This is a genomic window from Olivibacter domesticus, from assembly GCF_900109575.1.
GTDB classification, from domain to species: Bacteria; Bacteroidota; Bacteroidia; order Sphingobacteriales; family Sphingobacteriaceae; genus Olivibacter; species Olivibacter domesticus.
Genome location: NZ_FOAF01000001.1, coordinates 1,019,807 through 1,033,790, shown reverse-complemented (window position 1 = coordinate 1,033,790; position 13,984 = coordinate 1,019,807). Strand labels below are relative to the sequence as shown.

Annotated in this window: 12 protein-coding genes; 4 read left to right on the top strand and 8 right to left on the bottom strand. The window is 34.6% G+C overall.

Translation table 11 applies throughout. The features are described 5' to 3' along the window. Positions 1-9 precede the first annotated feature (9 nt). The 5 genes from BMY50_RS04405 to BMY50_RS04385 form a co-directional block, all read right to left on the bottom strand. Positions 10-420, bottom strand: coding sequence for an SRPBCC family protein (locus BMY50_RS04405; protein ID WP_202907737.1), 411 nt, complete (start codon positions 418-420; stop codon positions 10-12). A gap of 39 nt (positions 421-459) precedes the next feature. Next, the gene (locus BMY50_RS04400; protein ID WP_238383658.1) at positions 460-771 is read right to left on the bottom strand and encodes an ArsR/SmtB family transcription factor; all 312 of its coding nucleotides are present in this window, start codon (positions 769-771) and stop codon (positions 460-462) included. 121 nt (positions 772-892) lie between these two features. Continuing rightward, entirely contained in the window at positions 893-3,283 is a 2,391-nt protein-coding gene (locus BMY50_RS04395; protein WP_162276532.1) for a TonB-dependent receptor, read from the bottom strand. A gap of 416 nt (positions 3,284-3,699) precedes the next feature. After that, positions 3,700-4,545 (bottom strand): SRPBCC family protein, encoded by an 846-nt coding sequence (locus tag BMY50_RS04390; protein WP_093318949.1) that lies wholly within the window; start codon positions 4,543-4,545, stop codon positions 3,700-3,702. 12 nt (positions 4,546-4,557) lie between these two features. Next, on the bottom strand, positions 4,558-4,953 hold the full coding sequence (locus BMY50_RS04385; RefSeq protein WP_093318944.1) for a VOC family protein: 396 nt from the start codon (positions 4,951-4,953) through the stop codon (positions 4,558-4,560). Between the two features lie 407 nt (positions 4,954-5,360). Between BMY50_RS04385 and BMY50_RS04380 the strand changes: the two genes are divergently transcribed. Together BMY50_RS04380 and BMY50_RS04375 are read left to right on the top strand one after the other, a co-directional pair. Further along, positions 5,361-6,485: a histidine kinase gene (locus BMY50_RS04380; protein WP_093318939.1), complete on the top strand. Its 1,125-nt coding sequence runs from the start codon at positions 5,361-5,363 to the stop codon at positions 6,483-6,485. Further along, complete coding sequence (locus BMY50_RS04375) at positions 6,482-8,212, top strand: HAMP domain-containing sensor histidine kinase (RefSeq protein ID WP_093318935.1); 1,731 nt, start codon at positions 6,482-6,484, stop codon at positions 8,210-8,212. The genes BMY50_RS04380 and BMY50_RS04375 overlap by 4 nt, the downstream gene beginning before the upstream one ends. Positions 8,213-8,283: 71 nt before the next feature. Here BMY50_RS04375 and BMY50_RS04370 read toward each other — a convergent pair whose 3' ends face one another. After that, the gene (locus BMY50_RS04370; RefSeq protein WP_093323555.1) at positions 8,284-8,820 is read right to left on the bottom strand and encodes an OmpA family protein; all 537 of its coding nucleotides are present in this window, start codon (positions 8,818-8,820) and stop codon (positions 8,284-8,286) included. Positions 8,821-9,067: 247 nt separating this feature from the next. Beyond that, a complete protein-coding gene (locus BMY50_RS04365) occupies positions 9,068-10,081 on the bottom strand; it encodes a zinc-binding alcohol dehydrogenase family protein (RefSeq protein ID WP_093318930.1) in 1,014 nt (337 codons plus the stop codon). Between the two features lie 164 nt (positions 10,082-10,245). On the opposite strand from BMY50_RS04365, the gene BMY50_RS04360 reads away from it, so the two are divergent. Next, positions 10,246-11,112 carry an AraC family transcriptional regulator gene (locus BMY50_RS04360; RefSeq protein ID WP_093318925.1) on the top strand — a complete coding sequence of 289 codons (867 nt, stop codon included), beginning with the start codon at positions 10,246-10,248 and terminating at the stop codon, positions 11,110-11,112. Positions 11,113-11,199: 87 nt separating this feature from the next. On the opposite strand, the gene BMY50_RS04355 is transcribed toward BMY50_RS04360, so the two are convergent. Beyond that, positions 11,200-11,385, bottom strand: a complete 186-nt coding sequence (locus BMY50_RS04355; RefSeq protein WP_093318920.1) for a hypothetical protein — start codon at positions 11,383-11,385, stop codon at positions 11,200-11,202. 347 nt (positions 11,386-11,732) lie between these two features. Here BMY50_RS04355 and BMY50_RS04350 point away from each other — a divergent pair, with 347 nt between their 5' ends. Beyond that, positions 11,733-13,916: an ATP-dependent helicase gene (locus BMY50_RS04350; protein WP_093318915.1), complete on the top strand. Its 2,184-nt coding sequence runs from the start codon at positions 11,733-11,735 to the stop codon at positions 13,914-13,916. The last annotated feature ends 68 nt before the right edge of the window (positions 13,917-13,984 follow it).

Sequence of the window (13,984 nt, the reverse complement as noted above, 5' to 3'; positions counted from 1 at the left end):
TTTAACTAGTTAAAATCTACGTTCTTGAAAGGGAATTCCTTTGCCATCTTCACAAAATAATTTTAAGCTGTAGAGAAAGAACGACCAGTTATAACTACACCAACAAAAAAACTCACTTGGACTCTTCCATCCACTATGTACAAGTGTTATTGCTGTTTTTCCATTATGGTATTTAAGTTCAAAAGATACTTGAGTACCGATCCATTCAGGATCAGAATCTGTACAGATCCAAGTTATCTCCTTGTTGGGAATTAATTCCACAATTCTAAATACGGTAGGTTCTTCATTGCCAAAACCGAAAATAGAAGTTTCACCTACCTTATTTTTAACTTGGCAATCTGTAGTCCATACTGCTGATAACCCTTCATTACTGGTTAAACTTTTATAAACGGTTTCAATAGATGAATTAATATAATTCATAGTTGTTATTTGATACATAATTTAAGGTGCTTATAATATTTATTCATTCTTTAATAGATCTTCTAATGCATTTAAACGATCGGTCCAAAATAATTGATAATGTGCTACCCAATCGGCTACTTCACGCAGCGATTTTAAATTAGCATTACAAAAACGTTCTCGTCCTTGTTTTTTTATTATAATCAGTCCGCATTCTGTTAAAATTCGGATATGTTTCGAAACAGCTGGACGACTGATGTCGAAATTATCAGCCACGGCATTTAAATTAAGTGGTTGTTGAGCAATCAAATGAATAATTGCCCTTCTAGTAGGATCGGCTATTGCCTGAAATACATCTCTTCTCGTTTCCAATATTGTTTTAATTAGTAACCATTTAGTTTCAAATATATGAGAAACCATTCGGTTACGCAAATTATTTTTTAAAAAAAAGCTGACACCTTATTAATGTCAGCTAAATGAATGGATTGTTTTATCATTTACCCACTCGGTTTTTTTCGGTACTATCTAGGTTACGTTGTGATGTTTTTAACTTTTGGTTTCCGAAGTTGTAAGTGAACGTTAAACGAGCTACACGACTTTCATAATTATTTATAATTCGTACATTAAGGTTGGCATAGTTAGTTCGTACAGTATTTGGCATTGTGCTAAAAATATCGGTTATAGCTAATTTTATTTGTGCTTTTTTATCCAAAAAAGACTTATTTACACCAAGATCCAAGCCCCAATATGAACCGATTTGGTAAATACTCCACCTCAATGGGGATTGGTATTGTGCCGTCGCCTCTACGCGTAGACTTTTACTAATATTAAATGTATGGTTACTATTTGCCTGTAAGCCAAACTGGCCATAATCTATTGGAGCGGTTGGAATTTCGGCTTTATATCCCAAATGCAATGCATTTAGGTTTGTATTACTACTCCAAAACTCTCCAATTGCTATTGGCACATTTATGTTTACAAAGTACACGTTCTCACTAGCAATATTTTCTCTGGTAACGTACAATACATTTGTTTCGTCATTCTGATACATGATTTCTCCTACCATATCTTTTGTTTTTTGGTAGCCCGCTGTAACATTGTACTTTTTCAATAACGTGTAGGTTAGCTCATACGAATTGGTAAAAGAAGGATTCAAAAATGGATTCCCTTGCTGATAACTATAAGGATCTACATAATATAGAAATGGATTTAAATTACTATAATTTGGTCGATTAATACGTCTACTATAAGAAATACCTAAACTATGTTTATTAGATAGTTCTTGATTGATACTTATGTTGGGAAAAAAATTGAGATAGTCGCGTTTATTTCGAACGTTCATTGTAATAGAATTACCATCCGAGTAGGTATGTTCCATACGTAAACCTGTTTTAACTTCTGTTTTATTCAATTGTTGACTAAATATTGCATATGCAGCTGTGACACGTTCGGTATATACAAAATGATTGGAACGCCCCTCGTTGTTTTGCCAATTTCCATCAATAAGATTAAGAAAACCCATGTTATTATCACTTTTTACATTGCCGTATTTTGCGCCAACTTCCAACTTGTTTTTTTTACTAAAAGGATGTGTATAATCAGCTTTAGCTGTTTGAATATTAATGGTGGAAGGCATATCATTTAAGATAAATTCTGGATCACGAATATAACCGCCGGAAGGGTTGTAAAAAAAATTATCGTAAAAGTTTTTCGTTTTATCATTAAAACGAGATATATCTGCTTCTATCACAAGCTTCTTTCCTAAGGTATCTATATTGAAAGTATTATTGATGTTAAATGTTAAACTATTATATTTATTATTTCCTCTATTCAATGTTGTTAATGTAGAATCAAGCGATGAGCCGATATCTGAGATATAGTTGTTACTGTTTGATTCGTCTTTCCCATTCATGAAAAAGCCAGAGAACAATGCGCTGAGGGTATTTCTATCACTTGTTTGATAATCAATGCCCAACCGCGCATTACTGCTTGCACGCCTGTTTTCAAATTGGGCATATTGATCAAAAACTTTAGCATCTTCACCTTGACCAATGGTCCGATAAAGCTCTAAACCACTATTAAAGCCATTATTAACATAGCTGTAATTACCAAACAAGTTGACTTTTCCTACTTTATGATTGATTTGTAAAGAATTGTTAGACTTATGCGTTTTACCGTATCCTGCACTTAAACTAAGTGTTCCATTTGTGCCTTCTAATTTGTTCTTTTTTAACTTGATATTAATGATACCAGCAGTGCCTGCCGCATCGTATTTAGCTGAAGGATTTGTGTTTAATTCAATAGATTGTATATTATTGCCATCCATTGCACGTAACATATTAGCCAATTGTTCTGCAGATAAGTAGGTTTGTTTTCCATCTAACATAACTGTTACGCCTTGTTTTCCCATCAAACTTATGTTTCCATCCTTATCGACGCTGACGCCAGGCGAACGTTGTAATATGTCCATAGCTGTATTCCCCGCTGCCAATGCTGAATTTTCAACGTTTACCACTAATGCACCGTCTTTTCTCTCCACAGGTGGGGTTTTGGCTGTTATGGTGACTTCTCCCAGTGCTTTCGCTTCAAGTGGAAGTACTAAATCGGAAGCATTTATATTTTGTTCTTGGTTTACTTCTACTTTCACATAGGTTTTTCTGTAGCCTATCATAGTCGCAGCTAAAATATACTTACCTTGTGGTATGGATTTTAACGCATACACCCCTTTCTCATTGGAAAATACCGAGCGGATATAGGAGGAATCTTTAGGATTAAGGAGAGAAATGGTCGCTAGATCTATCGGTGCGTTAGTTTCATCTTTTACTTGACCGTTGATGATATGATTTTCCTGAGCGAAAGTTCTTTTATAGCTGAAACTCGTCATTAAAATGATAGCAAGCGCGCAGCTGTATGTAAAGCATTTTAAATTTGTTGTGGGTTTAGGTAAAAATACGTGGATCATATAAAGTTTTTGTTGTTTTTGATTTAGTTAAAAGTAGCTCGTGTTCTACTTGAGTAAGATGAGATTTAGGTGAAAAACATTTAAATATTTTTTAACGAATAAAAACTGCATCCTGAATTAATTATATTTAAATAAACGGCAATTTAGTTCGCTTATTAATAGGATAGACGCTTTAAACTGTAAAACGTTGCAAAAAAATATTTCTTTTTTTTAATGCAATGGCTGACAATATCCTTCGAGAAGTTTTTTTAATTATGGTGAATCTGATTGGCAACAGATATTATAAAATTAAAGGTGCCATCGAGGCACCTTACACAAGAATGTATTTAAAAGTAATTTTATTTTTTTTCAGAGAGCGTCTTCATAATTTCTAATGCTTTATCCCACATTTGACTATGAAAGGAAACATCCTTCTTAGACAATAAGCCAGCCTCTATATGAAGTATACATTCATTAGCTTCATTTTCGGTGATTTTAAATTTCTCAACATAACTTCCTAGTGGTGTGCCTTGTGGTGGATTAACTTCATCGTAAAACCCAACTTGTAAGTAGTCATTAATATTATTTACCATTACGATTCCATTAGCACCGATATTACCTTCAATATCTTTCCAGATAACTGGACTCCCTTTCTGCCAATCTGTTTCTATAAATGCTCCTTCTCCGAATGCCTGTCCCCATTGATTGTTGGGATGCAATAAAATGTTCCATACCGATTGTGCCGATGCTTTTATGGAAATGGATTTAGAGACCGTTGCCGTTTCAACATAATTTGGAAGGGATTCTCCCAAAATAAAATTCCAACCAGTCCTAAAATTGTCGATAGCAAAATTCTCTATGTCTTGAGGGAAACTTTCCAAGCCAGTATGGGTTAGCTTTAGCCTAGTTTTATTTTTCGACTCCTTGAAGAGTTCGAACGTGACGATCGATTGACCCGGATAATCTTTGTACCGCCATGTATATGATAACTTCGCAAGAAATTCAACCTCCGTTATCGTACACATATGTAAAAATTTCCTATCGTCGCTTCCTCCGTAGAACTGAAATTCAAAACCCACTTCAGGTTTAAATTCTTGCAACTCAAAGTACCATTCTTTCATCTGATCTTTGTCAGTAAGCGCTTTCCATACACTTTCTAAGGACGTTTGATACGTCTTTTCGATTATTAATGGTTGTAAACTCATAGTACTATTATTTTATGATAAATTTAATTGCCAGCTAATGCCGAATTGATCGTTAACCCAAGCAAATTTCTTACTAAAACCGTAATGATCAAGTGGCATCAGCACTTCTCCTTCCTTAGTTAGACTATTAAAGAAATGCGTTAGTTCTTTTTCCGTTTCACACTCCACAAATAAGGAGAAAGAGGGCGTAAAGGTGAATGCATGTTTTACGTTACTGTCAATAGCCATATATTCTCGGCCATTTAGTTCGAAATAAGCAATTTTGATTTTTCCTGCCATCTCTCCGTCATTAACGCCATATCTTTCTAGCTTTATAACGGAGCTATGGCTAAATAAAGAGATATAAAGGTTCATTGCTTCCTCTGCTTTCCCTTCGAACATTAAGAAAGGTGTGATGTTGTTGCTCATAACAAGATTCTTTATTAAATTATTAACTATCTGAAACTATATGGTTACAAATGTAACGAAACCTTCTGGTTTCGCAATTTAATGTTATTTTATCATTTTGATAAAAACTTCTCATTATGGTAAAAAGGCATCGCATTCTGTTATTGAAAGTGTCTGGTTAAAGTGTTATTAATCAATTAATTGTGTGAAATAATTTTTCTTTGGCACTTCATTCGTTATCAATAATGTATCGCAAAAAGGAATTGATAGATGAAATTGTATTTCGTAAATAATCAAAATGGTATCAACTGCAAGATGTTTGTCGTGCGTAAAGATTATAGATTTGCAACGTAAAGAATATATCTTTACTGATCGGGATAATAGCCAGATTATTGCACCAACAGTTGGTTTTGGAAGCCGTATAAATTATGGAAGATAAAGACTATAATACGCAACATTTTCTTCATTTAGTTCAGCAATCTAGACGAGGGAAATTTAAAATTTATATTGGTATGAGTGCCGGTGTTGGCAAAAGTTTCCGGATGCTACAAGAGGCACATACGCTTTTAAAAAACGGAATTGATGTTAAGATTGCCTACATAGAAACGCATAATAGAAAAGAGACAGAGGCCTTATTGGAAGGACTGCCAATAATTTTACGCAGAAAAATTTTCTATAAGGGGAAGGAACTAGAAGAACTAGATGTACAAGCAGTAATCAACCAGCACCCGGAAGTAGTTATCGTAGATGAGTTAGCACATACGAATATTGAAGGAAGTAAGAACGAAAAACGTTGGCAAGATGTTGTTGAGATCCTGGAAGCAGGGATCAATGTTATAAGTGCGGTTAATATTCAACATATTGAAAGTCTTTATGATGAGATTAATAATATAACCGGCATAACGGTAAGAGAACGCGTACCTGACAGAGTTATTGGTATGGCTGATGAAGTGGTTAATATTGATTTAACTGCAGAAGAGCTAATTATACGACTGAAAGAGGGAAAAATTTATACTGCCGACAAAATACAGGGGGCGTTGGAGAATTTTTTCAAAAATGAACATATTCTACAGTTAAGAGAACTAGCTTTAAAGGAAGTAGCTTCACATGTTGAAAGAAAAGTTGATATCATTATGTCAAAATCTGCTGGGATGCGTCATGAGCGTTTTCTTGCTTGTATAAGTTCTAACGAAAATAAGGCAAAGGATGTTATACGAAAGACCGCCCGCTTAGCGAGCTATTATAGTGGTAAATGGTTCGTTTTATATGTACAAACTCCTCAAGAAAGTAGCGACAAAATAGCATTGTACAAACAAAGGTTCTTGATTAACAACTTTAAATTAGCGACTGAGCTTGGCGGTACAGTGCTACAGGTACAGGCAAAGAATGTTCCTATAATGATTTCTGAGCAGGCTGTTAAATACAAAGCTACCACTGTCTGCATTGGTAAACCGCGATTGAACTTATTTCGTATCATTTTAGCAACTGGAGTATTTAACCGTTTATTAAAACAGTTAACTAAAGAAAATATAGATTTGATTATTCTATCATGAATATTAAAACAAAATTAACGTTGGGAATAGGTGTATTATTTCTACTCATTACATTGCTTTCTGGGTTAAGCGTATGGTATATTCACACTTTAAAAAGAGATACAAAAAAAATATTAGCAGCGAATTATAATACACTTCTTTATTCAGGTAATATGCTAAGAGCCCTTGATGAGCTTGACTCTCAGTCAAATGCCTTGACTATTTTCAAGAGTAATCTTGCTAAACAGCAAGTAAATTTAACGGAAGAAGGAGAGGGCGATTTAACCGTCCAATTAAGTGAACATTTTAACGCATTTGAAAAACGCCCAAAGGACAAAATTCTTTTACCGCTCATACGTAGTGATATTATGGAAATTATGCGCTTAAATATGAACGCAATTATTAGAAAAAGCAATATTGCAACCGATACTGCTGATAAAGCTATGGTATGGGCTGGTGTTACGGGTGCCACCTGCTTTATTATTGCTTTCACACTGCTGATTAATTTACCAGGAAATATAGCAAATCCAATAGGCGAATTGACGGCAAGTATCAAGCAAATTGCCTCTCATAATTATAGAGAGCGCGTACATTTTGAAAGCCATAGTGAATTTGGAGAACTGGCGAGATCCTTTAACACCATGGCCAGTAAATTGGAAGAATATGCAGGTAGCAATTTATCTAAAATATTAATGGAGAAAAGGCGCATTGATACGTTGATAAATAACATGCAGGATGTTGTGATTGGTTTAGATGAAAAATTAACAGTATTATTTGCGAATGACGAAGCGTTAAAAGTATTAGGTTTAGAAAAAGAAAAAATAGTTGGTAAGTTCATTACAGATGTTGCCTCATATAATGATCTTACCAGATTATTGATTAAGGATATCAATAATCAGTCGGCCAAAAAGATTGTACACGAACCTATCAAAATATTTGCGAATGGAAAAGAGAGTTATTTTGAAAAAGAGCTACTAGATATTAGTATCACTCCCGCTGGAGAGCTAATAAAGCAACATATTGGTTACGTTATCCTACTTAAAAATATCACCCCTTTCCGAGAATTAGATCTGGCGAAAACGAATTTTATTGCAACTGTATCACATGAACTTAAAACACCAATTGCTTCTATAAAGATGAGTTTGCAGTTACTTAATAACGAAAAGACCGGACAAGTAAATGATGACCAGAAATATTTGTTAGAAAGTATAAAGGAAGATAGCGACCGTTTATTGCGGATTACGGGGGAATTATTGAACATGTCGCAAGTGGAAACTGGAAATATTCAATTGAACTTGCAAACGTGTGACCCTATGCAAATCATCAACTATGCCATTGAAGCAACAAAAATATCGGCCGGGCAAAAAAATATTCATATTAAAGTTATCACTACCGAGGATTCACCGCGAATTAAAACTGATGTGGAAAAGACCGCTTGGGTACTAACTAACTTTTTGAGTAATGCGATACGCTATGCCCCCGAGCAAAGCGAAATATCCCTATCCTTAACAAAAGATAATGATTATTTGGTGTTTTCAGTAAGGGATTATGGTCAGGGCATTGACAAACGTTATCAAGAACGCATATTTGAAAGATATTTCCAAATTCCGGGAAGTAGTAAATCAGGAACAGGACTTGGCTTAGCCATCAGTAAGGATTTTATAGAAGCACAAGGCGGTGAGATTGGAGTAGAAAGTGCTCTTGGGCAGGGGAGTAGGTTTTATTTTAAGGTCTTACAAGTTGCTTAATATAACATCAAACTTAGCAGATTTGTCTCTTCATTTTATCAGTGTATCGAAAAATGAAGAGACAAATTGTTTTATTGCATAATTTCTATTTCAACGCGACGATTTAAAGTCCGTCCTTCCTCGGTATCGTTTGTAGTTGTTGGTTTAGTTGCTCCAAATCCCTTACTAGTTAAGTTGTCGGGACTAATACCTGCATTAACAAGGTACAACTTTACAGCATTTGCACGATCTACAGAAAGAGCCATATTATGTTCTGCCGACCCTTCAATAGACGAGTGACCGTTTATGATAAATTTAACGGAAGTGTCCTTTTTCATTTCCCTTACAATCTGATCTAATATACTATAAGAATCGGTTTTTAATACACCTGAATCAAATTCGAACTGTATATTTTTAAAATCGTAATTAGGTTTTTCAACAACTGGGGCAACCTCTTCTTTTTCTTCAACAGGCGGCTTTTCGGGTTGCTTTTCTTCTACGGGTTCTTTTTTAACGGTTTCTACATCCGCACTTGGCTGAACAGCCATCTTTTTAGATTTACATGCTTGCATCGCCACAGTCGAAACGGCCATCGCGAAAATTAATAAATAAGCTTTTGAAATATTCATTTGGATTAAACTTTTTGTAAACATATAAAATATTCGGCTAATGCTACCAATATGTATGCCAGTTTAATGCAAATAATCCGGTAATTCCTTGTTTTATTCACGCTGCTAACAGAATTAAGATCTTGATATTGTATTTTATTCCGGTCTATGATGTATTCTCGGTCTTGGCAAGGGCACGATAACCGCTGATAAAAACATTGGCTTCCCCAGCCTTAGCTTTTGTATTGCCTTTTAGTTGGACCCGGTCTTAAAAATTAATGATCGCTTTTATGATATTATTTTGCGGATTTAGACATGATTCAAATTCATCCTTTACTTGGTTAAAATCAAAACGGTGAGTAATATAGTTTTTTGGATTGATCTGTTTCCGTTCAATACTTTTCATTACATGTTCGAAATCTTCTTTAGTTGCATTTCTACTACTCATGAGCGTTAGCTCTTTTTTATGAAATTCTGGATGACTAAATGCTATTTCGCCTTTTTGAAGACCGATAAGCACATAAGTTCCACCATGTGAAGCATATTGAAATGCATGATTGATAGATTGCAAATTTCCTGTACAATCGAATACTGTAAGCGGCATATCTCCGTTTGTTATCGTTTGTAGCTTTTCTAATACATTTGTTTTTCTTCCATTAATAGTAGCAAAAACACCTATACGATCTTGACAAAAGTCTAATCTATTCTGATTAATATCTAATGCAATTACTTTCGCTCCAGCAATTCTTGCCATTTCCATGGTCCCTAAACCAATAGGACCCGCTCCTACAACTAAAACATATGATTCTGGTAGTATGTTCGCTCTTCTTACGCCATGTGCACCTATAGCAAGCGGTTCTACCAAAACTAATTCATCGCTTGATAGTTGGTTTCCTTTAATAATATGTTTATTAGGAACACTTAAAAAAGTTCTCATTCCTCCATCTGTATGTACTCCAAGCACCTGCATATGCACGCAACAGTTCGTTTTACCATTCCTGCAAGCTATGCATTCACCACAATGTAGATACGGGATAAGCGTTACCTTGTCTCCTTTGCTGAATCCGCTATTTAATTGTGTCTCGTAGACTTCCGCAGCTATTTCATGACCAAGAATACGGGGATAACTAAAATAAGGTTGTGTGCCTTCAAAAGCATGTATATCGGTGCCACAGATACCTACCTTTTCTATTTTCAGAATAGAGCTATCGGTAGTTAGTACAGGCATCGGCGTTTGTATATATTCAAAGGTATAAGGTGTGGAGCAAATCAGCGTATTCATAAAATTCTATTATTCATTTTGAATCATCATTAATTATACAAAGAACCTGTATTTTTATGAATTTACCATTAGCTATTTTTACAAGTTTTTACGAGTTTTTAACATATATTTTGAATAGTGATATTTTTTTATGAAAATTGTCTTTAATAATAGATGCTAAACCGATGAAGCCACAAAAACTAATTGTTCCCCATACTACTACAAATTCTTTTTCTATAAGAAAGGAACAGATACCTAATATTAATAATCGGTGGCATTGTCATACAGAAGTAGAACTTATTTGTTTTCACAAAGGTGGGGGAACGCAATTTGTAGGAGATAATATAAAAAGATTTGCCGCAGGAGACATCGTACTTGTTGGTTCTAATTTGCCACATTACTGGAGATATGATCTAGACTCTGAAGATAACGGTAAAGAAGATTCTTATTCAACCGTACTTCATTTCAATAAGGACTTCATGGGGGAAGGTTGGTTAAACTTACCTGAATTCAGATCTATACGATCTTTATTGGCGACGGCAGATCGGGGCATTCTTATTAAAGAGATAGAAATAGCCAACCATATCAACCGTATTTATGAATCGGATGGTTTTAAGCGTGTTATGTATTTGTTGGAATGTTTACAGATGATTGCCTCCATAAAATCTCACCATTTGTTATCTTCTGTGGGTTTTGAATATAAACATAGTGTGGAAGAAACGGATCGGCTCAATAATATATATAACTATACACTTAAACATTTTAAGAGCAAAATTAACTTGGAGGATGTTGCGACTATTGCAGATTTAGTTCCCAGTTCCTTTTGCAGATACTTCAAACATCGTACGGGCAAAACTTATACGCAATTTTTGCAGAATATCCGTATAGGATATGCTTGCAAATTACTGCTTGAAAATCATGATACTATAAAGCAGATATGTTATGATAGCGGTTTTACCAATTATACATCTTTTCATGAAATATTTAAATCAGTAACGGGAAGAACTCCTAAAGTTTATCAGAAGTTGCATCTTTCTTCTGCTTTAGTATAAACGATTAATTGGTAAAGTTTTTTGTTAAATAGCAATTTATTTCCGTCTGTTAACTTATTATTTTTAGAAAAGGATAGTTTAAATGGTTCAAATAAAGAAGAAATAAATAATTGCTAAAGCTATCACAGCAATTAATATGACCCACTTGATTGTATTTCCAACTCCCTTATCATTTTTTTCTTCAATTGCGTTTTTCGCAGGTCCTGGATTCTCTTCATGAGCGCTGTAATCTGTTTCGACTTTCACTTTTGTACTATTTGAATTATTTTCCATTAGATCATTTGTTAGTTGGTTCTATATATTGTAACACATAAGGGACTTTTCTGTTTTTTTAACGGAGTTAAGTGTTATCTAATGATGTTAAAATATAAAATATAGCGATTGGAACGTTTTTTAAGATGTATGGAAGACGGTGTTGACCACTGCCAGGAAAATGGCTTAGGTTATTGCATGATAACAGGTTAACTTATCACTGAAATTTTATGTAAGGAAGTTACGAGGCCTGCCGGGTGGGAAGAGTGGCTTTTGATAATTTAAATTAAATAGATCTGCCTATAAACTTTTGTTATGCTAAAAAAATTAGTGTATTTTTGAGTAATCCCATAACTAGTTTTGAGTTTATGAACAATAAAGATAGCCATAAAAATGAGCATGATTGGAATAAGGAATCTTCATTAAATTTTGATAATTTATTAGATGGTTTGTTATTAAACACCAATATTGTCACTCATTCTGATAAAGGATATCGTAGCTTGGAATCACTATTAGCTGAAGAAATAGTAAATAAAGATGATTTTAATGACGAACTTTCCAATCATCTCAAAGAATTAAAAGTAATTACTGACAGTATTGAAAGTCGTTTGGTGGATATCCACCAACCTTTTGACGCTAGCAAATTCAAAATCAATTATGCACAAGAGTTAAATAGTCAGCAACTAGCAGCTGTTCGTATGCTGAAACACCCCTTGTTAGTCATTGCCGGGGCAGGTAGCGGAAAAACGAGGGTTATTACCTATAAAGTAAGCTATCTTATCGAGCAAGGATACGAGCCAAACCAATTGTTATTACTTACATTTACGAGAAAAGCTGCTAACGAAATGCTTAGCCGTGTACAACAATTACTTAGATCTAAGTCTATAACTGGCGTTTTAGGTGGTACTTTTCATGCCTTTGCTAATTTCGCGCTTCGAAAATATCATGCATTAATAGGGTTACCTGCTAACTTTACAATTGTTGATGGTGAAGATGTGACTGATATCATCAGTTTGTTGAAAGCCGAATTAAATTTGACTCCTAAAAAGGGAAGTAAACATTTTCCAAAATCTGCTACAATACAAACAATTCTGTCTAAATCTAAAAATTTGGAACTTAGAATAAGAGATACCATTTTGGAGTATTTTTCTGATCATGAACGGCATATAGAAGATATAGAGAAGATTAATAAAGTATTAATTGCCTACAAGCGGCGTTCAAACTTAATGGACTATGATGATCTCATTGATATGCTACGTAATAAACTAAGAGAAAATGAGGTTTTCAGAAAGACATTACAGAAACAGATAGCTTATACCTTGGTAGATGAATATCAGGATACAAATACTATACAACGAGAAATAGTGGAGCTGATTACAGCGGATAGTGGGAAAGTAACGGTAGTTGGAGATGATGCCCAGAGCATTTATTCCTTTAGAGGGGCTAACTTCGAAAATATACTTCGTTTTCCTCAATCTTTTCCAGATTGCAAAGTGGTGAAAATCGAAGAAAACTATCGAAGCAATCAACCTATTTTGGACTTTACAAATGATATTGCTTTAAACGCTCGGGTAGGATTTAAAAAAAGGCTTTTCTCAAGAATAAAAAAAGGGAAAAAACCACTTGTAAAGCGCTTGACAGACACGCAGACAGAAGCCGAATTTATTGTGGATACCATTATGGCAATGAAAGAGAATTATTTAACGTATAAAGATTTCGCTGTTCTTACAAGAGCTTCATGGCAATCTAATTTTGTACAGGCTGAATTAATGAAAAGAAACATTCCTTTTGTCGTTGTAGGCGGCATAAAATTTAGTGAACGTAGGCATGTTAAAGATATGATTTCATTTTTAAAGATATTAATGAATCCCATGGATGCCGTTGCCTGGCATAGAATTTTAAAGCTTTTGGAAGGGATAGGAGATGTACGAGCCAAAGAGATCATTACCATCATCCACGAGCAGGCAGGTAATATTGACCCTGAAAATTTTAAAAGTAAAAAACATATCGATAACCTTAGACCATTAATGACTTTATTGAATGAATTGCAGAGTGTGGAATCTCCTTCGATGGTAATTCCACGTATTTATGAGTTTTATAAGCCAATTTTACAACAAATAGAGGATGACTTTCAAGCGCGGAAAATGGATTTAGAAATTTTCGCAGAGATAGCTAGTAAGTATGAAGATTTAGAAAAATTTTTAACTGATTTTACGCTTGAACCGCCTGCTAACCGTTACCAAGATAAATCAGTTCCTTTCAACGAAGGCGACGAAAAGCCTTTAACAATCTCCACCATACATTCAGCAAAAGGACTAGAATGGTATGCCGTATTTATTCCATTTGTGCTTGATGGAATTATACCATCTGTAAGATCTTTAGGATCTCTTCAAGAACTGGAGGAGGAAAGACGACTTTTTTATGTAGCATGTAGCAGAGCAAAAGAATATCTTTTTTTAACAATGCCAGCATATGTAGCGTCGTGGGACGCCGTATTTACCAAGCCAACTCGTTTTTTAAATGAAATTGCTAAGAATTACTACGATTTATAGTAATTGATTTTTTTTGGTAATTGCTTCTCGAAAATGGCGGGCGGACTTACATTGCTTCCTACTCCCAA